Source organism: Synechococcus sp. PH41509, assembly GCF_020514285.1.
Classification (GTDB): domain Bacteria; phylum Cyanobacteriota; class Cyanobacteriia; order PCC-6307; family Cyanobiaceae; genus Parasynechococcus.
The window spans coordinates 18801-41403 of record NZ_VTLD01000005.1; the positions used below are offsets into that span (position 1 = coordinate 18801).

The 22603-nt window shown below is 61.4% G+C and carries 24 protein-coding genes; 13 read left to right on the forward strand and 11 right to left on the reverse strand.

What is annotated here, in order from left to right; genetic code table 11:
• The first annotated feature begins 6 nt into the window (after positions 1-6).
• Entirely contained in the window at positions 7-2931 is a 2925-nt protein-coding gene (gene ileS / locus FZZ88_RS02325) for an isoleucine--tRNA ligase (protein WP_166015603.1), read from the forward strand.
• On the opposite strand, the gene FZZ88_RS02330 is transcribed toward ileS, so the two are convergent.
• Positions 2916-3209, reverse strand: a complete 294-nt coding sequence (locus FZZ88_RS02330) for a hypothetical protein (protein WP_166015604.1) — start codon at positions 3207-3209, stop codon at positions 2916-2918. The two genes, ileS and FZZ88_RS02330, sit on opposite strands and share 16 nt — an antisense overlap.
• Complete coding sequence (locus FZZ88_RS02335; RefSeq protein WP_166015605.1) at positions 3209-3820, reverse strand: DUF3177 family protein; 612 nt, start codon at positions 3818-3820, stop codon at positions 3209-3211. The genes FZZ88_RS02330 and FZZ88_RS02335 overlap by 1 nt, the downstream gene beginning before the upstream one ends.
• A gap of 69 nt (positions 3821-3889) precedes the next feature.
• On the opposite strand from FZZ88_RS02335, the gene FZZ88_RS02340 reads away from it, so the two are divergent.
• Genes FZZ88_RS02340 through FZZ88_RS02355 form a run of 4 tightly spaced genes read left to right on the forward strand, consistent with a single transcriptional unit; the run spans position 3890 to position 8186 of the window.
• Positions 3890-5185 (forward strand): FIST N-terminal domain-containing protein, encoded by a 1296-nt coding sequence (locus FZZ88_RS02340; protein WP_166015606.1) that lies wholly within the window; start codon positions 3890-3892, stop codon positions 5183-5185.
• Between the two features lie 24 nt (positions 5186-5209).
• Positions 5210-5914, forward strand: coding sequence for a tRNA (guanosine(46)-N7)-methyltransferase TrmB (trmB, locus tag FZZ88_RS02345; RefSeq protein WP_166015607.1), 705 nt, complete (start codon positions 5210-5212; stop codon positions 5912-5914).
• Between the two features lie 8 nt (positions 5915-5922).
• Positions 5923-7236: an IctB family putative bicarbonate transporter gene (locus FZZ88_RS02350; RefSeq protein WP_166015608.1), complete on the forward strand. Its 1314-nt coding sequence runs from the start codon at positions 5923-5925 to the stop codon at positions 7234-7236.
• Positions 7233-8186 carry a BadF/BadG/BcrA/BcrD ATPase family protein gene (locus FZZ88_RS02355; RefSeq protein WP_166015609.1) on the forward strand — a complete coding sequence of 318 codons (954 nt, stop codon included), beginning with the start codon at positions 7233-7235 and terminating at the stop codon, positions 8184-8186. The genes FZZ88_RS02350 and FZZ88_RS02355 overlap by 4 nt, the downstream gene beginning before the upstream one ends.
• Here FZZ88_RS02355 and glmM read toward each other — a convergent pair.
• The gene (gene glmM, locus FZZ88_RS02360) at positions 8173-9564 is read right to left on the reverse strand and encodes a phosphoglucosamine mutase (protein ID WP_166015610.1); all 1392 of its coding nucleotides are present in this window, start codon (positions 9562-9564) and stop codon (positions 8173-8175) included. The two genes, FZZ88_RS02355 and glmM, sit on opposite strands and share 14 nt — an antisense overlap.
• Positions 9565-9717: 153 nt before the next feature.
• Between glmM and FZZ88_RS02365 the strand changes: the two genes are divergently transcribed.
• A complete protein-coding gene (locus FZZ88_RS02365) occupies positions 9718-11781 on the forward strand; it encodes a transglycosylase SLT domain-containing protein (protein ID WP_166015611.1) in 2064 nt (687 codons plus the stop codon).
• On the opposite strand, the gene FZZ88_RS02370 is transcribed toward FZZ88_RS02365, so the two are convergent.
• Complete coding sequence (locus FZZ88_RS02370; protein ID WP_166015612.1) at positions 11680-12183, reverse strand: hypothetical protein; 504 nt, start codon at positions 12181-12183, stop codon at positions 11680-11682. The genes FZZ88_RS02365 and FZZ88_RS02370 overlap by 102 nt on opposite strands.
• Before the next feature lie 63 nt (positions 12184-12246).
• Between FZZ88_RS02370 and FZZ88_RS02375 the strand changes: the two genes are divergently transcribed.
• Positions 12247-12822, forward strand: coding sequence for a thioredoxin domain-containing protein (locus tag FZZ88_RS02375; protein WP_166015613.1), 576 nt, complete (start codon positions 12247-12249; stop codon positions 12820-12822).
• Between the two features lie 44 nt (positions 12823-12866).
• The gene (gene thyX, locus FZZ88_RS02380) at positions 12867-13589 is read left to right on the forward strand and encodes an FAD-dependent thymidylate synthase (protein WP_166015614.1); all 723 of its coding nucleotides are present in this window, start codon (positions 12867-12869) and stop codon (positions 13587-13589) included.
• Between the two features lie 11 nt (positions 13590-13600).
• Here the strand turns inward: thyX and dcd are convergent, their stop codons facing one another.
• Together dcd and FZZ88_RS02390 are read right to left on the reverse strand one after the other, a co-directional pair.
• Positions 13601-14194, reverse strand: coding sequence for a dCTP deaminase (gene dcd / locus FZZ88_RS02385; RefSeq protein WP_115024959.1), 594 nt, complete (start codon positions 14192-14194; stop codon positions 13601-13603).
• Positions 14194-14793 (reverse strand): cob(I)yrinic acid a,c-diamide adenosyltransferase, encoded by a 600-nt coding sequence (locus FZZ88_RS02390; RefSeq protein WP_166016429.1) that lies wholly within the window; start codon positions 14791-14793, stop codon positions 14194-14196. The genes dcd and FZZ88_RS02390 overlap by 1 nt, the downstream gene beginning before the upstream one ends.
• A gap of 144 nt (positions 14794-14937) precedes the next feature.
• On the opposite strand from FZZ88_RS02390, the gene rph reads away from it, so the two are divergent.
• From rph to FZZ88_RS02410, 4 genes are read left to right on the forward strand one after another with little or no spacing between them, the layout of a single operon-like run.
• Positions 14938-15681 (forward strand): ribonuclease PH, encoded by a 744-nt coding sequence (gene rph, locus FZZ88_RS02395; protein WP_166015615.1) that lies wholly within the window; start codon positions 14938-14940, stop codon positions 15679-15681.
• 58 nt (positions 15682-15739) lie between these two features.
• Positions 15740-16456: a global nitrogen regulator NtcA gene (gene ntcA / locus FZZ88_RS02400; RefSeq protein WP_166015616.1), complete on the forward strand. Its 717-nt coding sequence runs from the start codon at positions 15740-15742 to the stop codon at positions 16454-16456.
• Between the two features lie 27 nt (positions 16457-16483).
• On the forward strand, positions 16484-17635 hold the full coding sequence (locus FZZ88_RS02405; RefSeq protein ID WP_166015617.1) for a DUF3084 domain-containing protein: 1152 nt from the start codon (positions 16484-16486) through the stop codon (positions 17633-17635).
• Positions 17632-18072, forward strand: a complete 441-nt coding sequence (locus FZZ88_RS02410) for a pre-16S rRNA-processing nuclease YqgF (protein ID WP_166015618.1) — start codon at positions 17632-17634, stop codon at positions 18070-18072. Before FZZ88_RS02405 ends, FZZ88_RS02410 begins: the two co-directional genes overlap by 4 nt.
• Here the strand turns inward: FZZ88_RS02410 and FZZ88_RS02415 are convergent.
• The 4 genes from FZZ88_RS02415 to psbH are packed head-to-tail and all read right to left on the reverse strand — an operon-like array spanning position 18056 to position 19399.
• A complete protein-coding gene (locus tag FZZ88_RS02415) occupies positions 18056-18313 on the reverse strand; it encodes a DUF3146 family protein (RefSeq protein WP_115094359.1) in 258 nt (85 codons plus the stop codon). The genes FZZ88_RS02410 and FZZ88_RS02415 overlap by 17 nt on opposite strands.
• Positions 18313-18930, reverse strand: a complete 618-nt coding sequence (gene pth, locus FZZ88_RS02420; protein ID WP_166015619.1) for an aminoacyl-tRNA hydrolase — start codon at positions 18928-18930, stop codon at positions 18313-18315. The genes FZZ88_RS02415 and pth overlap by 1 nt, the downstream gene beginning before the upstream one ends.
• 28 nt (positions 18931-18958) lie before the next feature.
• Positions 18959-19189: a TatA/E family twin arginine-targeting protein translocase gene (locus FZZ88_RS02425; RefSeq protein ID WP_115024952.1), complete on the reverse strand. Its 231-nt coding sequence runs from the start codon at positions 19187-19189 to the stop codon at positions 18959-18961.
• Between the two features lie 9 nt (positions 19190-19198).
• Positions 19199-19399, reverse strand: coding sequence for a photosystem II reaction center phosphoprotein PsbH (gene psbH / locus FZZ88_RS02430; RefSeq protein ID WP_006849996.1), 201 nt, complete (start codon positions 19397-19399; stop codon positions 19199-19201).
• Between the two features lie 84 nt (positions 19400-19483).
• Between psbH and psbN the strand changes: the two genes are divergently transcribed.
• Positions 19484-19624 (forward strand): photosystem II reaction center protein PsbN, encoded by a 141-nt coding sequence (gene psbN, locus FZZ88_RS02435; RefSeq protein ID WP_011363291.1) that lies wholly within the window; start codon positions 19484-19486, stop codon positions 19622-19624.
• On the opposite strand, the gene FZZ88_RS02440 is transcribed toward psbN, so the two are convergent.
• The gene (locus FZZ88_RS02440) at positions 19612-22551 is read right to left on the reverse strand and encodes an alpha-mannosidase (RefSeq protein ID WP_166015620.1); all 2940 of its coding nucleotides are present in this window, start codon (positions 22549-22551) and stop codon (positions 19612-19614) included. The two genes, psbN and FZZ88_RS02440, sit on opposite strands and share 13 nt — an antisense overlap.
• Positions 22552-22603: the final 52 nt, after the last annotated feature.

The following is a 22603-nucleotide window of genomic DNA, read 5'->3' on the forward strand; positions in this document are numbered from 1 at the left end:
GACCCCGTGAGCAAGGAGAAGCGCGACGCCGCCGCCGAGGGACGTCCCTCCTACAAAGACACGCTCAACCTGCTGCAGACGGGTTTCGGCATGCGCGCCAATGCAGTCCAACGCGAACCGGAACTGCAGTCATTCTGGAAGAACCAAGGAATCGACGGCGAGCTGGGACTCAAGAACAGCGGTCCAACATTCACTCTCCACGATGGCCCGCCCTACGCCAACGGCGCTCTTCATATGGGCCATGCCCTTAACAAGGTGCTGAAGGACGTCATCAACAAATATCAGGTGTTGAACGGGCGGCGGGTGCGTTACGTCCCTGGCTGGGACTGCCACGGTCTCCCGATCGAGCTCAAGGTGCTGCAGTCGATGGATCAGGAGCAGCGCAAGGCACTGACACCCATCAAGCTGCGCAAAAAGGCAGCCGCCTACGCCCGCAAGCAAGTTGATGGCCAGATGAAAGGCTTCCAGCGCTGGGGAATCTGGGCCGACTGGGACCAGCCTTATCTGACTCTGCAGAAGGAATACGAATCCGCCCAGATCCGGGTGTTTGGCGAAATGGTGCTCAAAGGGCACATTTATCGAGGGCTGAAGCCGGTGCACTGGAGCCCGAGCTCCCGTACAGCGTTGGCCGAGGCCGAACTGGAATATCCCGACGGCCACACCAGCCCCAGCGTCTATGCCGCCTTCCCTGCGGTGGAGCTGCCAGCGTCGCTTCGGGAAGCGCTCAGGGCTGATGGCATCGAGCTGCCAACCGATACAGAAGGTCTGGGCAAAGCCCTGCAGGTCGCCATCTGGACCACCACGCCCTGGACATTGCCGGCGAACCTGGCGGTGTCCGTGAACGAACGGCTCGACTACGCCCTTGCCGACGACGGCGCAGGCCGCCTGTTGCTGGTGGCGACTGATTTGATTGCCTCGCTGAGCTCAACCCTGGAACGCCCGCTGACCCGGCGCGCCACGGTCAAAGGCGCCCTGCTCGCTGGTATGACCTACCGCCACCCTCTTCTTGATCGCAGCAGTCCGGTGGTCATCGGCGGCGACTACATCACCACCGAATCGGGCACAGGCCTAGTGCACACCGCTCCTGGTCATGGCGTCGATGACTTCCACACCGGCCAGAAGAACGGCCTACCGGTGCTCTGCCCCGTGGACGAGGCCGGCAACCTCACCGAGGAGGCCGGGCCGTTCGCGGGACTGAACGTTCTCAAGGATGCCAACGCCGCGATCATCGAGGCGCTTGAGGCCGCAGGCGCCCTGCTCAAGCAGGAGGCCTACGGCCACCGCTACCCCTACGACTGGCGCACCAAGAAACCCACCATCTTCCGGGCCACTGAGCAGTGGTTCGCCTCCGTGGAAGGGTTCCGTCAACAGGCACTCGATGCGATCGCTGAGGTGGAGTGGACTCCCGCCTCAGGTCGCAACCGCATCGAATCGATGGTGAAAGAGCGGGGCGACTGGTGCATCTCACGGCAGCGCACCTGGGGCGTACCGATTCCCGTCTTCTATCACCGCAGCAACGGTGAGGTGCTGCTGAATGCCGACACCCTGGCTCACATCGAAGGACTGATCGCCGAACACGGTGCCGACGTCTGGTGGGAAAAGGACGAAGCTGATTTGCTGCCGGCCTCCTATGCCGACCAGGCCGATCAGTGGCGGAAGGGCACCGACACCATGGATGTGTGGTTTGACTCCGGCTCGAGCTGGGCCGCTGTCGCCAGTCAGCGCGACAACCTCAGCTATCCCGCCGACCTCTACCTGGAAGGATCCGACCAACACAGGGGCTGGTTCCAGAGCTCACTGCTCACCTCGGTCGCCGTCAATGGCCATGCGCCCTACAAGCGGGTGCTCACCCATGGCTTCGCCCTTGATGAGAAGGGCCGCAAGATGAGCAAATCCCTCGGCAATGTGGTCGACCCGATGGTGATCATCGAGGGAGGCAAGAACCAGAAGCAGGAACCGCCCTATGGAGCCGATGTTCTGCGGCTCTGGGTGAGCTCGGTGGATTACTCCGCCGATGTGCCGATCGGAGCCGGGATTTTGCGCCAGCTGGCGGATGTGTACCGCAAAGTGCGCAACACCAGCCGGTACCTGCTCGGCAACCTGCACGACTTCCATCCGGCAACCGACGCCATCCCCGTGGCGGAACTGCCGTTGCTGGACCGCTGGATGCTGCAGCGCACAGCCGAGGTGATGGATGACATCACAGAAGCCTTCGAAAACTTCGAATTCTTCCGTTTCTTCCAGCTGCTGCAGAACTTCTGCGTCACCGATCTGTCGAACTTCTACCTCGACATCGCCAAGGACAGGCTCTATGTGAGTGCCCCCCAGGACCGGCGCCGGCGCAGCTGCCAGACCGTGATGGCCCTGATCATCGAACGCCTGGCCGGGCTGATCGCTCCGGTGCTGTGCCATATGGCCGAAGACATCTGGCAAAACCTGCCCTACCCAGTCGAAGAGACCTCGGTCTTCCGCCGCGGCTGGCCCACTGTTCCAGCGGACTGGCGCGATAGCGCCCTCAGCGCTCCGGTTCAACAGCTCAGGGAGCTGCGCGCTGCCGTGAACAAAGTGTTGGAAGACTGCCGCGGCCGTCAGGAACTCGGCGCATCGCTTGAGGCATCCGTGCGGATTGATGCCCGCCGCCCGGCGCTCCAGGCCGCTCTCTCCTGGCTCAATGAGGAGGGAGATGCAGAGGTGGACGGCCTGCGGGACTGGCTGCTGGTCTCACAACTGCAGATCGGTGGCGAGCCCTGGGCCGAACTCCTGGCCAGCCAAGACGACGACCTCGCGTTGATCGAGGTGAGCCGAGCGCGGGGCATCAAATGCGAACGCTGCTGGCACTACGAAGGGGATGTGGGTCAACATCCAGACCACCCCCACATCTGCGGACGCTGTGTCGGCATCCTGGAACGCCGAACTCACCAATTGGTCTGAACCAAGAGGTCGTTCGGCGGCATCGGTCCAGCCAGCACAACCTCCTGGGTGGGCGATAAGGGCCCCTGAAGCAACTCGGCCTGATCCAGGCTTGTTCCCTCAGGGAGAACAGTGGCATCAGGGTCAAAGGCGGTTGGATGGGTTGTGCTGCTGCTGAATCCACGAAAAATCAGCAATTCAAAAGGCACATCCCCCACCTGCCCCCGAAGTCGGACAACCCGCTGGGGCTCAAGACGCGTTCGCTCCTCCAAAGCCTGAACCACCGCTTGATCCGTCATCAGAAATCGCCCGCCACACGCCCGTAGCGGGGCAGGCGTACCAACAACCACTGCAACAGCCCGGCCAGGTAGGCCACCAGGGCGACATATCCCACAAAGGCGGCAACGGCCTCAGTCCACTGACCACCGAATAAAAAATTGAACACCGTTGCCGCCAGGCCATGGATGCCCTGGGGAGCCTCAAGCCACGACAAGCAGGAGGGCAACGCCAGCTGCTGCATGCAACGCAAGCCTGTGATGCTCATCACCAGGCTGAGGAGTCCAAAACCACTGAACGCCCAACGCCAAACCTTCACAGCCAACGGCAGGGGACGCCAGGACGGTTGATCGGCCAGCTCTTCATTGATGTCAACCCAGAACCACAGGCTGATCACCATCAAGACTGGAGCGACAGCAGCAGTGGCGTAGCCCAGGGGTCGTTGATCCATGAGAAGCAGCAGGCTGATCGCCATCAGGCTGGCCACCTTCCAATAGATGCCCAGAAGCCGAAGCACCATCGGCTCGCGACGCCATGCCGACCACATCAACAAGACCAAAGGCACACCAACAGCAAAGGTGGCGGCCAAGCGATAGGTCAGCCACACCAGAGCGCGGTACGTGAGCTCGTTCACTGAGGACTGTCACAGTCTCGCCATTATCAACATTCCGAGCTGAGCTCCAGGGTTGATAGGGTCCGCTTCATGGCACCGTTTGCACCGTTCAGCTGGTTCCGATCCGGGGGCACTGAAGTCAGTTGCCGATCAGGACTTTCTGCCAAAGCGTCTCTGGACGAAGCGGTGCGTGACGTGGTCGAGCAACTGGGTCGACCCAGGGGCGAAGCCGATCTCGCACTCGTCTTCACCTCAACGAGTTACGCCACCGACTTACCTCGGCTACTGCCGATGCTGCGCTCCCAGATCAGCGCAAAGCATTGGATCGGATGCACAGGTGGAGGCGTGGTGGGCACCCGCGGGGACGGCAGTGCCTCGGAACTCGAGCAGACACCGGCCTTGAGCGTGACATTGCTCTCCCTGCCGGGGGCATCCATCACAACCCGCCACCTCAGCACAGAAAAACTGCCTGATCTTGATGGAGCGGCCCAGCGATGGCAGGACTGGGTCGGCATCACACCGGAGGATTCCCGGAGCCAGATCCTCCTGATCGACCCCACCAGCAGTGGCATCAACGATCTGATCAGCGGTCTGGACTATGCCTACCCGGGTGCCGAGAAGATTGGCGGGATCGCAGCGCCCCACAACAGTCCGCACGGATCACTGCTGCTGGATGACCGCATCGTCACAGGCGCAGTGGTCTGTTCGATCGGGGGGAGCTGGCGACTCGAAACAGTGGTGGCGCAAGGCTGTCGTCCCATTGGCCCGGTGTTCTCTATCGAGCAGGTGCAGCGCAACGTGCTGTTGGAACTGAATGATGGCGGCAACAAAGCCAGCCCCATCGCCTGCCTGCAGCGTGTCCTAGCCGACCTCAGCGAACAGGAGCGCGAGCTGGTGCGTCACTCACTATTCCTCGGCGTGGAACGCAGCAGCCTGCGACTGAATTCCGACGGAGCAACCTCAGAAGCAAGTGCATTCCTCATGCGCAACCTGATTGGTGTGGATCCCAGCAACGGCGCCGTGGCCGTTGCAGAGCGGGTGCGCGCCGGCCAAAACGTGCAATTCCATCTCCGTGAGGCCACCGCATCTCAGGACGAGGCCCTTGGGTTGCTGAAGACAGCCACGGCTGATCCAGGCGACACGGTCCACTTCGGGCTGCTGATGGCCTGCTTAGGACGAGGAAAGGGACTGTTCGGTCGTGCCGATGGCGACATCAGCCTGGCGCGCCAACTCATGCCGGAGCTTCCCGTGGCAGGAGCGTTCTGCAACGGTGAGATTGGGCCCATTGGCGGAACGACGCATTTGCACGGCTACACCGCCTGCTGGGGCTTGCTGCGTCAGGACCCCGACAGCTCTTCTGGCAGTGGCTCTGACAATCTCAGTTGAGCGAGATCGCACCGCCTCGAAACCTTGCGTCAGCACGTCAATCCCCTCAGTCGCTTCTTTCAGCTGCCGCTGCAACTTCCACAACCTGTGGAGCTATTCCGGGTTCCTGATCAACCGATCCACCTCGACATCGGTTGCGCCCGTGGGAGATGCCTGCTGGGTCTGGCCGAACGTGATCCCCACTGGAACCATCTCGGCGTTGAAATCCGCCGCCCCCTGGTGACTTCCGCCGATTGTGATGCGCTCGCCTCGGAGCACGGCAATGTCCGGATCCTGTTCTGCAACGCCAACATCAGTCTGGAAGGCTGGATGAAGGCCCTGGAGCAGGACCGTCTCCAACGGGTCTCGATCCAGTTTCCCGATCCCTGGTTCAAACGGCGGCACCGCAAGCGACGGGTCTTGCAACCGGCGCTGCTCCTCGCCATCGCGACGGCCCTCCAACCCGGCCGTGAACTGATTCTTCAGAGCGATGTTCTGGAAGTCATTGAGCCGATGGTGGCTCTCACGGAACTCAGCGCCTGTTTTGACCGGCCGGCCGAGGATCAGCGTCCCTGGCGCAGCGAGAACCCACTCCCGGTTCCCACGGAACGGGAGCGCTACGTGCTCGAACAGAGCCTCCCCGTCTACCGGGTGCTGTACCGCAGGAACCAGAGTCCGCTTCCTTCCGTGTCAGATCTGGAACAGCGTTGGCAGGAGATCGATAATCCGGCGGAAGCACTCACCACCTGACCCCCACGATGGCCTCTGCGGATGCAACCCAGGCGGCGAGAGGTGGTCCACTGTTGGCGCGCTGGCAGGGGCTGATGGCACCGGATCAGGCGGTGCTGAAACGCCTAGAGGGACTGGCGGGGCTCCTGCTGCTGGTGCTGCTGAGTGGTCTTCCCGTGTTCACACGCACGGGATTAGCCCTGGTGATTGCAGCCTGCGGCGCCCTATGGCTGCTCTGGTGCCTTTGCAGCCCGCCACGCCGCATCGGAACCATCTCGCTTTGGCTGATGCTCTTTCTCGCTATCGCGATTGTGGCGACGGGTTTTTCGCCTGTTCCAATCGCTGCCAGCAAAGGCCTGATCAAACTGCTCAGCTACCTGGGCGTCTATGCCTTGCTCTGCAAACTGCTGCTGAGCAATGAACGATGGTGGGACCGGCTGGTCGCCGGACTGCTGAGTGGCGGCCTGCTCAGCAGTGTTCTCGCCTTGCGTCAGCTCTATGCCTCCAGCGAGGAACTGGCGGGCTGGGCGGATCCGAATTCCATCAGCGCCGGCACCATTCGGATCTATGGCCCCCTGGGAAACCCCAATCTCCTGGCGGGGTATCTGCTGCCACTGATCCCCTTCGCGGCGATCGCTCTGGTGCGGTGGCATGGCGTAGGAGCCCAGCTGTTTGCTGGCACCACGTTGGTGCTCGCAGGAACAGCCACGCTGTTCACGTACAGCCGAGGGGGCTGGCTGGGAATGGTGGCTGCCATCGCCGTGCTGCTGCTGTTGCTGCTGCTGCGCTGGACCCGCCACTGGCCTCCGTTCTGGAGACGTCTCGTCCCACTAGCAGTCTTGGTTGTTGGGGCCGCTTGTCTTGTGGTGGCGGCCACCCAGATCGATCCCATCCGCACGCGCATCTCAAGCCTGCTGGCAGGACGAGGAGATAGCTCCAACAATTTCCGCATCAACGTCTGGATGGCGGCCATCCAGATGGTGCAAGACCGGCCCTGGCTCGGCATCGGCCCTGGCAATGCAGCCTTCAACAGCATTTATCCCCTGTATCAACAACCGAAGTTCAACGCCCTCAGTGCCTACTCCGTTCCCCTGGAAATTCTGGTGGAAACCGGCATCCCCGGGCTGCTGGCCTGCCTGGGATTGCTCGTCAGCAGCCTGCGGCAGGGCCTGCAACAGCTCAACACGAATGGGCCAGGCGCGTTGGCGGCCATCGCCAGCCTCGCCGCCGTCGCTGGCCTGCTGATGCAGGGCAGCACAGACACGATCTTCTTCCGCCCCGAAGTGCAACTGATCGGCTGGTTTGCCCTGGCCACCCTGGTGAGTCGACCCAGAAAATCATGACGCTGCTCGCAGGATTCGATGCCGGTCAGACACACACACGCTGCCGCCTCAGCCGCGTTAAGAACGGCTTGCTTCAGCCTGTTGGTGAGGGCGAGGGGCCCGGTGTCAGTCATTTGGATGCCCCTCTGGGTGAGCAACGTTTTCTTGAAGCGATCAGCACCAGCGCGCAGCACGCGCTCAAAAATCACCCCTGTGGCTTGATCCAGGCAGCCGTTGTCGGAGCCAGCGGCATCGAACACGGCACAGGGTTGCAGCAGCGCGCCGAAGCATTGGTGGGTCAAGCCCTGGCCATCGGTGATGGCTCAAGACTGGGCAAGGTGCTGGTCACCGGAGACGAACGCACGGCCTTGCGAGGTGCGATCCCTGAAGGTGCGGGAATCCTGGTGATCAGCGGCACAGGAATGATCGTGCTGGGCCGAGGCGAAGATGGCCGTGAACATCGCTGTGGCGGCTGGGGATGGCTGCTCGATGGAGCCGGCTCAGCCTTTGATCTCGGCCATCAAGGATTGCAACTGACCCTGCACATGGCCGATGGGCGCCACCCCGACCATCCCCTCCGCGAGCAGATCTGGAGTCAAATGGGATGCGATAGCCATGCAGCGGTGAAAGCCCGGGTGGTACAGACCGACTTCGGCACGGCGGACTTCGCAGCCCTGGCACCTCTGGTCGTGGACGCAGCAGCTCAAGGCTGCTCGGGAGCGGAGGAGATCGTGCAGCAATCAGCAGCAACCCTCTCCAACTGCATCGATACCGTGGCCCGGCGTCTATCGCTGCTCTCCCCCCTGGTGGTCTGCCATGGGGGAGCAATCACCCATCTAATGGGTTTCCGCACGGCCGTGCAGCAGACCATGCGTCAGTCGATTCCCGGTGCCCGCTGGGGTGAGGCCAAGGGTGATGCCTGTGATGGCGCTCTGCTGATGGCCAAGGACTTGACCGTCAGGCCACGTTGAGATGGGCTTCGGCAACAGCAGCAAGATGCCCTGTCCAGTGCTCAACAGCTTCTGACTGCTCGGCTTCCACCATCACCCTCAGCACCGGCTCCGTACCGCTGGCTCGCACCAGAATGCGACCGGTCTCTCCCATCGACTGCTCCGCCGTGGCAATGGCGTCGGTGAGGGCCGTGCAATCGCTCCAGTTCTTGCGTCGCGCACGATCCATCACCCGCACATTGACCAATTTCTGTGGGTAGGCCTGAAAACTGCGGTCCAACCAATCGCTGAGGCTGATGCCCTGGGCATGACACAGGGTGGCCAGCTGCACGGCGGTCAGAACACCATCGCCACATAGCCCGTGGGAGGCCGAAAGAATGTGACCGGATTGCTCGCCACCGAGAGCAGCGCCACTGGCCACCATCGCTGCATGCACATGCTGATCTCCCACCGGAGTGCGGTCCAAAGTGCCGCCCCGCTGCTGCCAGGCCCGCTCGAAGCCGAGGTTCGACATCACAGTCGCCACCAATCGCTGATCGGGCAGCGCCTGCTGGTCCTGCAGCACTGACCCCCAGAGGAAAAGCACGTGGTCTCCATCGATGATGGATCCGCGTCCATCAACTGCCAGCATCCGATCGGCATCACCGTCAAAAGCAAATCCCATCGCCGCACCGCGCTCGATCACAGCCCGCTGCAGAGGTTCCAAATGGGTGGATCCACAGCCAACGTTGATGCGGGAGCCATCGGGTTCACCGTGAAGCACGGTGAGATCAGCCCCCAAGGCACGAAACGCATCCTCTCCGCAGGCGGTCGCGGAGCCCCAGCAAAGGTCAAGAACAATGGGAACACCGTCAAGACGGCGTTCCGCCACCGATTGCTGTAAGACCTCCCGGTACCCATCCAGAAGGTCGGCGCTTGATCGCGCAACGCCGCAGCGAAAAGCACCATCGGCCATCGGGAGTTGCCCCTTCAGACCTGCTTCCACTTGAGCCTGACGCTGGGCGCTGAGCTTGGCACCATCGGCTCCAAAAACTTTGATTCCGTTGTCCGCAGGGGGGTTGTGGCTTGCGGACACCATCAAGCCACCGGCGGCACCGAGCTGGCGAATCAGCAGAGGAACCGCCGGTGTCGGACAAAGACCCAAAGTCCACACATCGCGGCCGGCCGCCGTCAAACCGGCTGTCAGGGCAGACACCACCATGCTGCCGCTAGTCCGGGAATCCATCCCGATCAGAACAGGGCCTTCCGCCTGCAGAACTCGACCAACCCAGTAGCCGACCTGAAGGCACAAGGCCGGCGTCAGAACGGTGCCAGCAAGCCCACGGATCCCATCGGTTCCAAAACCCGGCGCAGCTTCACCGAGAGCCGGGCCGATCGGGGAACACGCCTTTTGAACCATGGGTCTCAATCGTGGACAGCACCATACGAAGTGCTTTTAACGCCGCTTCCCAGGAACGTGACAGGTGCAGCTCTGCCCTCATCTGCCCTCAGTCGATGAAAGGGTCGCCATTCCCATCAAGATCATCAGAATGAGTTCTGATCAAGGTTGAGTGTGCTGGCAGGGCCGCGAATCGGAACGCTGCTGCTCCTCTCGGTTGCCAGTCTCAGCGGCTTTGCGGCATGGGGTGGGCAACAACTGCTCAAGAGGCAGCATCAGCCCCTAACACCTGAGCTCTCGCAAGCGCAGCTCTGGCAGCACTACCGCTGGTCTATCGATCCACAGACCCGTCGAGAAGCCGCCTTACTCATGGTGGCCAGAGATGAATCGAATCAACTCCTCAATGGCCAAGGTTGGGGACACGACCCGGTCGCTGCTGTGGTCCTCGAACGGGCAGCACTCACCGCCGCCGCCCAGGGCAAGACAGCAGTGGTTGAACAAACCTGGCAGCGCCTTCTTGATCGCTTTCCCGAAGAGCCCGGCTCCGCCTGGGCTCGCTTGGCTCTTGGCCAGAACAAACCCCTTTATCACCAGCAGCTGCTTCAGCAGCAACCCGCCCACCCAGCAGCGCTGACGTTGGCAGCGGGGGGTGGATCCGAACCGCTGCAGAACCATCAAGGAGCCCTGCACCTGGCCCGCTGGAATGTGCGTTGGCCTGGGGCCCTAGAACAGATGCGTGACGCCTGCCAAGCCACAGGGGCGCAGGCACCGCAGCCCGGGCAACGCCAAACCTTGGCGCAAGCAATGGCGAAACGAGGCCATGCGGAAACAGCGCTGGCCTGTCTCCAGGACGTCGATGCCGCCCCGGAAACCCAACTGGCCATCGGTCGTTCACGGCTGCTGAATGGCGACCCTGACGCGGGCACTACTCAACTGCTGACGCTGGCGCAGACCCATCCAAACCATCCCGCCAGCCTTGAAGCGGCGCAGATCTTGAGCGAACCGCTCTATCCCGAGCCTGGTGTACTGGATGCTCTACCGGCTGCCCTTGAGGAGCGCTCAGCCGCTGTTACCGCGGCCCGTGTGCGACTCGCCGGCGGCGATGGGGCGGATGCCGCCCTGAGCCGCTGGCCCAACGACCCCGAGATCTGGCAACTCCAATGGGACCTGGCCCGCGATGCTTTCCTTGCCGGGAATTGGGAGCGCACCCGCAACCTGTTGGACCGCCGCAGCGAGCAGGGCCCTCTGCCACCACCGTTGGAGGCACGCAGGCTGTTCTGGCTTGGGCTCAGCCACCAGGAACTTGGTGAAACGGAAAAGGCTGAGCGCACCTGGCGCAGCCTGATCAGGTCCTTCCCAGCGGGCTACTACCGATGGCTGGCCATGGATCGCCTTGGGATCTCAGGACCTCTGGATCTGCGCAAACAACACCCGCAGAAGGATCCACAGACCTGGCAACCCCTTAATAGTCAAGACGCCTTCGTGAACACCCTTTGGCGGCTCGGACAGGTGCATGCAGCCTGGGAGATCTGGCAGGCACAGCGTGATCCTGTGATCACGCTCCCACCCGAAGAACGTCTCGCCGAAGGCAGGCTGCGCCTTGCCGTCGGAGACACCTGGATGGGACTGGATCAGCTCTGGTGGCTCAGCCTCCGCTGGCGTGATCCCAGCTGCCAGCAACGGCACCTCCTCCACCGCAGCCAGTTCCCCCGCCTTTTCCACGCTGAGATGGAAGCAGCAGCGCAGGAGGAAGATCTTGAAGCCAATCTGCTGCGAGCGATCGCCAAACAGGAGTCACGCTTTGCACCTGGGGTCGTCTCCCCCGCAGGGGCCGTTGGCGTGATGCAACTGCTTCCATCCACAGCCACGGAGATGGCTGGCGAGCCAACCAGCACGCTGATGCTGCAGGATCCCGCCGACAACATCCAACTGGGAGCGCGATACCTCAACCAATTGCTGGAGCGGTGGGGGAACGACCCCTTTCGCAGTATTGCGAGCTACAACGCCGGGCCGGGCGCCGTCGCCTCATGGCCTCAGCCCACGGATTGGGAAGATGCTGCGCTCTGGGTGGAACGCATTCCATACCCAGAAACACGCTTCTACACCAAGAAAGTGCTCGACAACCTGATCGGCTACTCAGGTGGTGATCAACCCTCCTGCGAAGAGGTTGGCCGTTGGGTTTGGCAGAAGCGTGCCAGCGACGATGCCGCCGATCACGACAGCACTCATCAGGAATAGGCACGTCCTGGCACCTGGCAGGACGCCAATGCGAATCAGATCGAGCCGCGCCAACAGCAAGGCTGAAGCCAGGATCAGAACATCGGTCAGCACATTGAGCTTGAGCAGGTAGATGCCACTGGTAATCACCACCAGCAACGTGACCACCAACGTCATCACCCGGCTGGACGCCATAAGCGTCGACACCTGTCGCAACAGCAAATCCGGCATCGTGCAGAACACGACAACCACCTCGGCTTGAAGCAGCACGAGGCCCCAGAACCAGGCCGAACTCACCCCGTAGAGAGAGGTGAACGTGGGCTGAACAACCTGCCAATGGTTGCCGAGCACAACCGCAACGAGAAACAGCACCGTCAGCAAAGGCGCCCGAACCGGAAGGCTCAGCAGTCTCAGAATTGGCATGGGTGCAAGCTAGCCGCGGGCTTTCTGAGGAGCTGCCAGAGTGATTGAAGCGGTTGAGTCGTAATGACACGCACCCCAGAGTCTTCTCCCCTGGGCACGGCACAGCGGTGGGTGCTTGTGCTGGTCGCGGTTGCTCTCGCCCTGGGTCTGGTGATGTTGCGAGGCGGTATTCAGAGCGAAAGCCCGATGGAGCAGCTGGCGAGACGATCCCTCGACCCGCAGACTGCTTTGAGCAACGGACGTCCCACGCTGATCGAGTTCTACGCCGACTGGTGCCAGGTCTGCAGAGAAATGGCTCCCGCAATGCTGGAACTGGAGCAGAGTTCCCGAGAGCGACTCGATGTTGTTCTGGTGAACGTCGACAATCCCCGTTGGCAAGACCTGGTTGATCGCTACGACGTGAACGGCATTCCTCAGTTAAACCTGTTCAACGCCGAGGGTGAACCAAGGGGCCGATCCCTCGGCCTGCGCAGCTCAGAAGAACTGCAGATCTTGAGTGCTGCACTGCTTGAGAATCAGCCGTTGCCGGCCCTACCTGGCGTTGGGAGCATCAGCCGTCTGCCTGACCCCTCCTCCGCGGACAGCACATTGGCGGGAGTATCGAGCCAACCAACAGCCGGACCTCGCAGCCATGGTTGACACACCTCGCCATGATCACCACAACTCGTCACTCTGACGCTCCCATGGACCGCTTTCGGGTCGATCTGATCGCAGCCACGCCGAACCCGCAGCAATGCATCTATGCGGCCATGCATCAGGACTACAGCGAAGGTTTTGTGGCCGGTGATCGTGCCAGTTGGCCTGATGAACAACGGGCTGGGGAGATCTGCGTCAAACGTCTGCTATCCGGAGAGCGCGGCCATTACGGCCCCATGGAACATGCACAGATCGTGCTGAACGTGGGCTGGTTCCCTCATTCGGTGATGCAGCAGGCCCGCACCCATCGGGTCGGGGTGAGCTTTGATGTGCAATCGATGCGCTATACGGGCGATCGCATCTGCCAAGCAGCGGATGGGGCCCTAGAGCTTGAAGAGGTGTTTTATTTGCGGCCCGCCGGCGACTACAGCGACAGGCAGGGCAAGAAATATGCCTACACCGAAGAGCTGCGCAACCAGGATCTTGACCTGTGCCGAAGCGCTGCCGAGCGATACAGGGATCTTCTCCAAGCTGGCTTCTCTGAGGAGCACGCCCGCGGCATCCTTCCGTTCGACTATCGCCAGCACTTTGTGGTGAGCTTCAGTTTGCGCGCGTTTCTCCACTTCATGGATCTACGGGCCAAACTCGATGCACAACTCGAGATACGCCAGCTCTGCGATCTGATGTGGCCCCACATGGTGGATTGGGCTCCTGAGTTCGCCGCCTGGTACGAAAAAAGCAGGCTGCATCGAGCACGACTGGCCCCTTAAACCGGGGAGATCTAAACCTTGGCGAGCGTTACACGTTCGGGCTGGTGCTGGTATTTGCCCTGTCGATCGCTGTAGGTGGTCGCACAGGGATCACCCTCAAAAAACAAAAGCTGACAGATGCCTTCATCGGCATAGATCCGGCAGTCAGCACCTGAGCTATTGCTGAATTCAAGGGTGAGGTGCCCTTCCCAGCTGGCTTCCGCCGGGGTGGTATTCACAATGATTCCAAGGCGGGCATAGGTGCTCTTGCCCAAACAGATCACAGTGATATTGGGAGGAACACGAAGCTTTTCAAGCGCCACGCCAAGGCCATAGGAGTGGGCCGGAAGAATGAAATAGCGACCGTCCTCATCTTCATGGAGAGGAGTGGGCTCGAGATTGGCCGGATTGAACCGCTTGGGATTCATCACCGTGCCGGGAACGTGCCGGAAGATCAAAAATTCCTGAGGAGACAGGCGTAGGTCGTAGCCGTAGGAGGAGCAACCAAAGCTCAGCACCGGACGCAGCTTCTGCTCCGGATCCAGATGACGGACGAGGCCGCTCTGGAATGGCTCGATCATTCCCTGCCCAGCCTGTTCAGTGATCCAGCGATCGCACTTGAGCATCAGAAACCTCGGCGCAACTCCGTGACTTGATCTGCCATCTCCACCACGCCGGAGGGGATCGCAGGTCCTGTGATGATCACATCCATCGAGGCCGGCCGCTGCTCGAGAGCTTCAATCACGTCCGCTTCATCGAGATAACCGAAGGCCACAGCAAGGCCGATTTCATCCAGGACCAACTGGTCGAGATCTCCCTGAATCAAATGCTGACGACAGATGGACCAAACGGCAGCAACCGCCTCGGCACCGCCGGGGTGATTCGGCGAGGAGAGGCAGAGAGGCACCTCAGGCCGCAGCCAGACCAGTCCTCCACAAAGTTGGACGCGACCTGCGGGCCCCTGCTGCACGCCCCCTTTGAGGAACTGACTGATCAGAACACGACTGCCCAGACCAGCGGCACGCATCGCTTGACTCAGAACACTGGCGAAACTGCCGCGATAGGGCGCCGTGTGCACCTGCAGCTGCCCTTCGGGAGCCACCAGATACAGCGGTGGAGGATCTGCAACAGGTGGCAGGGACCTGAATCCGGCCCGCTGCAAAGCCTGCTGATCCCGATCCAGAGAGCTCTGGAACGCTTGGGGGTCGGCAAGGCTTGTGGTCATCACGGCAACATCCGTCCGGGTGATCCCGGCAAGACCTTGAATGTAGCGGCGAGATGACATTCCACAAGTGCATTGACACCACCCATGGTGTTTGGACGGGCGAGAACCAACCGCCTGCGAGGCTTGAAGAACTGCACACCACCGATGAGCCAACCCGCTGGAAGCCGCACCGATGGCCGTCGCCCTGAGCAGTTACGACCGTTCTCGGTGACCTGGAATCCCATGGGTTTTGCTTTGAGCTCCCTTGTGGTTCACACCGGCCGAACCGCTGTTCTGTGCAGCGTCTGCCTGGAGGACAACGTTCCCCGCTGGCGGAAGGGAGAAGGGTTGGGGTGGGTCAGCGCCGAATACCGGCTGCTGCCGGGATCCACGCCGCAGCGGCAATCACGGGAGCTCATGAAATTGTCGGGCCGCACGCAGGAGATTCAACGGTTGATCGGCCGAAGCCTTCGCGCTGTGATCGACATGAAGCGTCTTGGAGAGCGCACCTTGCTGATCGACTGCGATGTGATCCAGGCCGACGCCGGAACACGGACAGCATCCATCACCGGAGCTTGGCTCGGCCTTGAGCAAGCCTGCCTTTCACTCGTGGATGAGGGGATTCTGGAGCAATCGCCACTGGTCGACCAGTTGGCGGCCGTGTCCGTCGGCCTGGTGAATGGCCAGGCCTTGCTGGATCTGGACTACAGCGAAGACAGCAGAGCTGAGGTGGACCTGAATGTTGTGCAGGCTGGCGATGGTCGCCTTTTGGAGATCCAGGGAACTGCAGAGGGGGCGCCCTTCAGCCGCAGCCAGCTCAATGAATTACTGGATCTGGCTGAGCCTGGATTGACTTCGCTGATGCAGGCGCAACGCCAAGCCATGAACGAGCACACCAGAGTTACGTAATAACCGCTACACGGCGGCCACCGTTAGCTCCGTAGCTTCGCCTCACCAGGGGGTTGTCATGACCAGTAGCCGAGGTTTCAGCCGATACACCCCGCAGATGGTGGCCCCAACCCCAAGCACAGAACCGGCCAACCGCTCCCTCTTGGAAATCATCCGGGATCTGGACGGCGCAAGCAGCGAATTGGTGGACCGCAACAAGACCATCTTTTTCCCTGGAGATCCTGCTGAACGGGTCTATCTGATCCGCCGCGGAGCTGTCCGTCTCTCCCGCGTCTACGAGTCAGGAGAAGAGATCACAGTGGCCTTGCTCCGCGAAAACAGCCTCTTCGGGGTACTGTCGTTGCTGACCGGTCAACGATCTGATCGTTTTTACCACGCCGTAGCCTTCACCAGAGTCGAGATGGTGACGGCGCCAGCGACATCCGTGAAGGCGGCGATAGAGGCGGATACCAGCGTTGGCCTGCGCTTGCTGCAGGGCCTGTCCAGTCGGATTCTTCAAACCGAAACGATGATCGAAACGCTGACCCACAGGGACATGTCATCCCGACTGGTGAGCTTTCTGCTTGTGCTGTGCAGGGATTTCGGCGTAGCGGATGAACTGGGAATCACCATCGACCTGCGCCTGTCCCATCAGGCCATCGCCGAAGCGATTGGCTCAACGCGCGTGACAATCACACGTCTGCTGGGAGACTTGCGTCAATCCGGTCTGGTTCAGATTGACCGCAAAAAAATCACCGTTCTGGATCCAATCGCTCTGGCCAAACGATTCAGCTAGTCAACACCTCAACCCACAGGTGCAGCCATGAGTGGCTGGGCACTGATCCTGGTTCTGCTGGTGCTCGGAGGCGTTCTGTCGACCCTTGGTGACCGGCTGGGAAGTCGTGTCGGCAAGGCCCGCCTGAGTCTGTTCAAGATGCGGCCGCGACGGACCGCCGTTCTGATCACGGTGCTGACCGGCAGCCTGATCAGCGCACTGTCGCTCGGCCTGCTGCTGCTGGTGAGCCGCCAACTGCGAGTGGGCCTGTTTGAACTGGATGCTCTGCAAGACCGGCTCCAGGACAGTCGACGGCAACTCGATGCAGCCGAACGAGAAAGGGAAGAGACCCGAAAAGAAACCAACCGGATCGCCGCTGAGCTCAAGCAGTCGCAGCAACGGGCTGACATCCTGCGCCGCGAACTGGCTCCTCTGCAGAACGAACGCGCCCAACTCGAGGCAGAACGTGAGCGTCTGAGCCAGGACATCGCCTCCCGCGATGCAGATATCCAGCGCACGGAGGCCGAATTGAACAGCGTGCGGAGCCGCATCCGAGCTGGCGAGCAGGAACTCAAGGAACTCGAATTCAACCTGGTCGCCCTGAGGCGTGGATCAGTGGTGATCAGTAGCGGACAGACCTTGGCGAGAGCAACGGTTCGTCTCGATGCTCCGGATCAAGCAAAACAGGTTGTCGACCGGCTGCTTCAAGAGGCCAATATCAACGCCTACGGCAAGGTGAGGCCTGGGGAAGCACCCGAACGACAGTTGATCCGCGTTCCTCGAAGTGACGTGGAACGTCTGCAGAACATCATCCGCAAGCCTGACACTTGGGTGATCTCGCTGCGCTCCGCCACCAATGTGCTGCGTGGTGAAACGGCGGTGTACGCCTTCCCCGAAGTGCGTCCCAACCGCCCGGTGGTGCAAAGCGGTGACGTGCTGGCGACCACCACACTGCAAACGGATGAACGCACACCGGAGGGCATTCGAACGAGACTGAACCTTCTCTTGGCCTCGGCCTACGCCGAGGTGCAACGGCGAGGATCCCTTACGGAAGGACTGCAGTTCGATGGATCCGCACTCTCCCAACTGGCCCAGACATTGCTGGAGGGACCCAACCAAAGCATGGTCTTGAAGGTGATTGCCGCAGGGATCAGCGACAGCGCCGATCCTGTGGTGGTCACGGTTGAGGCATCCCCATGAAGCGAGTGGCCGTGCTCGACCCAGGCCGTTGCAAATGTGGCCTTGTGCTGGCCGATCTTCAGCGTGGTCTTGTCAGCGAGGGCCATGTTCTGAGCCCAGAGGCCGTGGAACCCTGGCTCGAGCAGTGGAATCAAGACCAACCTCTCGATCGCATCCTGATTGGCGACGGAACAGGAAGCCAAGCGTGGATCAAGCGGCTGGAACGCCTCGGCAGCCTCAGCGTGATTCCGGAGCAGGGAACCACCCTTCGGGCAAGACAGCGTTACTGGACGCTGTGGCCTGCACGGGGTTGGCGCCGAGTGCTGCCGAAAGGGCTGCGCATTCCACCGGTGGACCTGGATGCTGTTGCCGCCTTAGTCATGCTGGAAGAGCACTTGGGTTGCCGCCTGCAATGGCCAGAGCCTGCACCCACGTTCTTGCTCAAAACCTGGCCCTGACCATGAAGGTGTAGTCACCTCCTGGTTCGAGCTTGTAATCAGAACGCACCAGGAACCGCCGCAAGGCATCCTCGATCAGGGCACGTCCTAAGGACGGCTCCACCATCAACTCGCCGCGGTCAAACGCCCAGGAAAACTGCCACTCGAAGCCTCCGGCAGAGACCTCACCCTCCACACATTTTGCCTGAAAACATTGGCGAAGCACCCGGAGATGGGCTGTTGTCGCCGGAAGAGCCGGCATCAGTCGTCGGACTCCAGGTCGTAGCGAAACCCGTTGATCCAGGTCCCAGCACGCTCAAAACTCTGACGTTGAAGACGATGAATCCCTTCCAGGACAGCATCCAAGACAGCGCCGACACAGGGTTGCTCCAGCTTGCTAAAGGGACCAAGCACGTGAGACACCGTTCGGGCACGACGCTCGGCAGGGTTCTCAGCCGGAGCACCAATCCCGATCCGCAGCCTGGGGAACGCCTGGGTGCCGAGATGCTGAATGGTGCTACGCAGTCCGTTGTGACCACCAGCACTGCCTTGAGCACGCAGCCGCAAACGGCCAAGGGGGAGATCCATGTCGTCCACCAGCACCAGCAGTTGATGAGGCTCGAGGCCAAACCAATCGAGCGCAGCACGAATTGCACGACCGCTGTCGTTCATATAGGTCTGCGGCATGAGGAGGCGCAAACGCTGATCACCCACCCCTGTGTCGGCCGCCAAGCCATGCAATTTGGCTTGCTGCCTAAAGCTGAATCCGGAACGCTCCGCAAAAAGCTCCAAAGCCATGAAGCCGATGTTGTGGCGGGTGCCCGTGTATTTCGTGCCGGGGTTTCCGAGTCCCACGACAAGTTTGAGATCGGTGGTCATACCACTGCGGCGACTCAGTAGTGGCGACTCAGTCGCCTGGGGGGAGTTCTTCGACCGGTTTGGCAGCGTCCGCTGGCACCTCCGGATCTGCCATGGCTTTGTTGATCTCGCGTTCAAATTCCTTGGACGCAGATTGGAATCCCTTCAGGGTCTTCCCCAACGTGCGTCCAAGCTCTGGCAAGCGCTTCGGGCCGAAAACCAATAACGCAACGGCGCCGATAACCGCCATTTCGGGGAGACCGACGCCGAAGATATTCATGGATTGAGATCAGCCGAGGCCGTTCCAGTTCACGTTGATGCCCTCAAGGATGAGGGACTTGTTGTAAAGCTGAAGGATCACCAGCAGGAACACCAAGAAAAGCACCATGAAGATGCCCATCACGGGTGTGGTGCCCCATCCGGGAACCACCTTGCCGTACTCGGAGTTCAGAGGGCGGAGAAGGTCTCCCAGACGGGTGCGTTGGGCCATGACGACGCTAGGTCTCGGGTGGTTTGAAGTCCCGATACTGTAGGGGCCGACTCCGGTTAGGGGTCGATCCTGTCGAGAGATGTGATGGAAACTTCGTCCCCAGCCCTGTCTGTTGCCATCGGTGTGCTCGCCGTTTTGTTCGGACTCACCGGTTTTGGTGTGTACCAGGCCTTTGGTCCGCCATCAAAAGCTCTCGATGACCCGTTTGACGATCACGAGGACTGAGACAGCACCAGAGACACGAGCTCTCCGGGAGCGATCACCACTTCATCTGTTGCAGTTGAGTCGACCTGAGAGCGAACGCGCCAGCCTGAACCGGGGGCCCATCTACAGCGAGCAGATCCAGCGTTCATCAGCTTCAGCAAGCAGTCACTGCCATTCCGCTGAAGAGCAACCGGCGTGAGCTGATTCGGGAGCGATGGGAACCACTGACGCAGCTCAGCGGGCAGAGGTGCACAACAACCCGGCTCGCGAAATGCAATCGCAGCCTGCGGTACACCGGCATCACCCCAGGAGCCTGACAACGGCATGAGAGCAAGACGCTGGCGATGCCAGCCCTGATCAGCACTGGGATCAGGCCAGGTTGGACCGCGCAGCAGCGAAATGCCCAGTCGTGATGGAGACCAATCAACCCCCTGAGGACCATCCAGCAACACAGCCAACCCACCTCCAGGAGCCGCCGACTGAGAGGCGAACCAAGAGATCACAGGGACTTCCCAACGGGCTTTTTCCCGAGGTGTCATCGGCTCAGCGGGGCGTTCGATCACCCCTCCACTGGTGTCGGCACCGATCCGAACGGCGCGAGTCGCCAGCGGCAGGTCCAGGCGCAACAACTCGTGGGTCTGGCACCAGTCGATGCTGCAGATCAGCTCCAGCCAAGGCGTATCGGCCTTCAGCCGCAGGTCCAGGCGCATGGAACTGGCGCCAATTTTGCGCCTCAGCACCAAATGGGCGACCAGAGGACCCTTGTCGAGCCATTGCAACGATCCCGTTGAGTCAACACCCAGGGGATTGGAACGGTAACCAGCAGCCAGATCCCAGGCATCCCAAAATTCTCCGCGGTCTCGGTAGCGCTCGAGCTGCAGCGGCGCCGACAACTGCTCTCTTCCATCACGACCCCTTAAAGCAAGGAGTCCGGCTGCGGAGACCTCAAGTTCAACCAAATCATTACCCAGACGCCAGGCTCCCGACCCCAGCGACGCGATGACCACGGGGTGTCGGGGTTCAGCAGCACAGTGCTTCAACCCTGGTTCACGCCTGAGGGGCACAGAGCAACTGCCTTGCTGACGTGGCAACTGCACCCAGGTTCCACCAACCGCAGCAGCCTGCTGGGGCAGTGAAACGGCATCGACCGACCACGATCCAGCTGGAAGGCGAACCAGTGGTGACCAAGAGGCCAAAGGTTGCAGACCCCACCAACTCCAGTCCACCGCGGAGTCATTCGCACGGGGCAGCCTTGCCAGCCTCCGGTCACGTTCCTGGCGGGCCTGGCGCCGAGCCAAGCACCAGACCGGTTCCGCCTGCTCAAACACCTCCGGGATCGAAGTTCCCGGAAGGATGTCGTGAAACTGCTGGAACAACAGCGGACGCCAATCGCTGCTGCCGCTGTCCTGACCAGCGAGTGCCAACAGGGCCGAAGCAGCGTCGGCTTCCCGCAAAAGCCGCTCCAGCGTGCGGTTGTGACGCTTCTGATCTGGCCGGCTGGTGGCGCAGCCGCGGTGCAACTCCAGAAACAGCTCATCACGCCACACCGGCCAGGCCTGATCGCCCCGCTCCAGCTCCGTCAGGAACTCACGCACCGTGCCGGCATGGGTAGGCAACGCATTCGTTTGCCCCTCCCAGAGCTCGATCTGCTCCAGCAACTCGTCGGTAGGACCACCACCGTGATCTCCAACACCAGGGATCCAGAGCGCCGTTTTTAGCCCCGTGGCCTCATGCCATGCACGCTGCTCCACCAACATCTCCACGGGGTCAGCACGACGCCCGATCGGCGGCAGCATCAGGCTGCGCAGTTCGGATCGTCCCCGTCCACGCCAACGGAACACACGGTGCGGGAAGGGGTTCTCGGCATTCCAGGCCAGCTTGTGCGTACAGAACCAGCGCACACCGTTGGCTGCAGCCACCGCAGGCAACCCTGCCGCGAAGCCAAAGCTGTCTGGCAGCCAGGCCAATTCATGGGCCCATTCCGGGAAGCGGCGACGGCTGTCGTCCTGACCAAAAGCGAATTGATTCCACAGCGACGCCGTGCTGACCAGAACGCAGTCCGTCTCCACCCAGGGACCATTAATCGGCTCCCAGCGGCCGGCGCGGCTGGCCTCCTGGATCTCAGCAAACAGAGCAGGGCGATGCTGCTCCATCCAGGCGTAAAGCGCCGGCGTGGAATGGGCAAAGCGCAGCTCTGGCCAGCGCCGCATCAGAGCTAATGCCGATCGAAAGGTGCGTTCAGCGGCCTGCCAGGTATCGGCAACCGGCCAGAGCCAGGCCAGATCCAAATGGGCATGACCGAGCCAATGCATTGAACCTCCAGGGGTTGCCGCCTGGTGCAGGTGCGTCGCGACAGCGACCTGAGCCTCAACACCGCTGGGGTCCAGAACCGCCCAATGCGGCGGCAGATCACCATCCGCTGCCAGATGCAGTTCCAACGCCGAGGGGAGCAGCGTGCCCTCTGGATCCGCCCCCCCAGATTGCGGCTCGAGGTCCAGATGGCTGCTGATCAGAGCTCCATCGTCATGCAGTGGGCTGCGAAGCTCCAAAACAAGATGCAGCGCAGACCCCTGGCGGCATCGCTCGGGGAGAGGCCAGCGACAGGCGGTATCGAACAGATCCCCTTCATGGACCAGCACGTCGTCAACCCATAGCCGCATGTGCTCAGCCCACCAGCTCAGCACCAGCCGTGCGCGGCAAGACTCCCTGTTGCACCAGCCATCTGGCCAGGACAACCGCTGCTCAAGACGCAGCCATTGACGCCCCCTTGGCCAGATCAGCAGACCACGTTTGGCCCAGTCCGGGCGATGGGTCGATCCCCAGGTTTCATCAAGAAAAAAACCGGCCTTGGCAGACCCTGACCGTCGCCAATCAGCACGCAGATCACGACGCGACCGACTGCGAAACGTTTCAATCCACTCCGATCGAGCGACCTGTTCAGGGTTCATTCCCCAGCTAACGCTGTCATGCCCCATAAGATGATGCCCTTCTCACAGACGC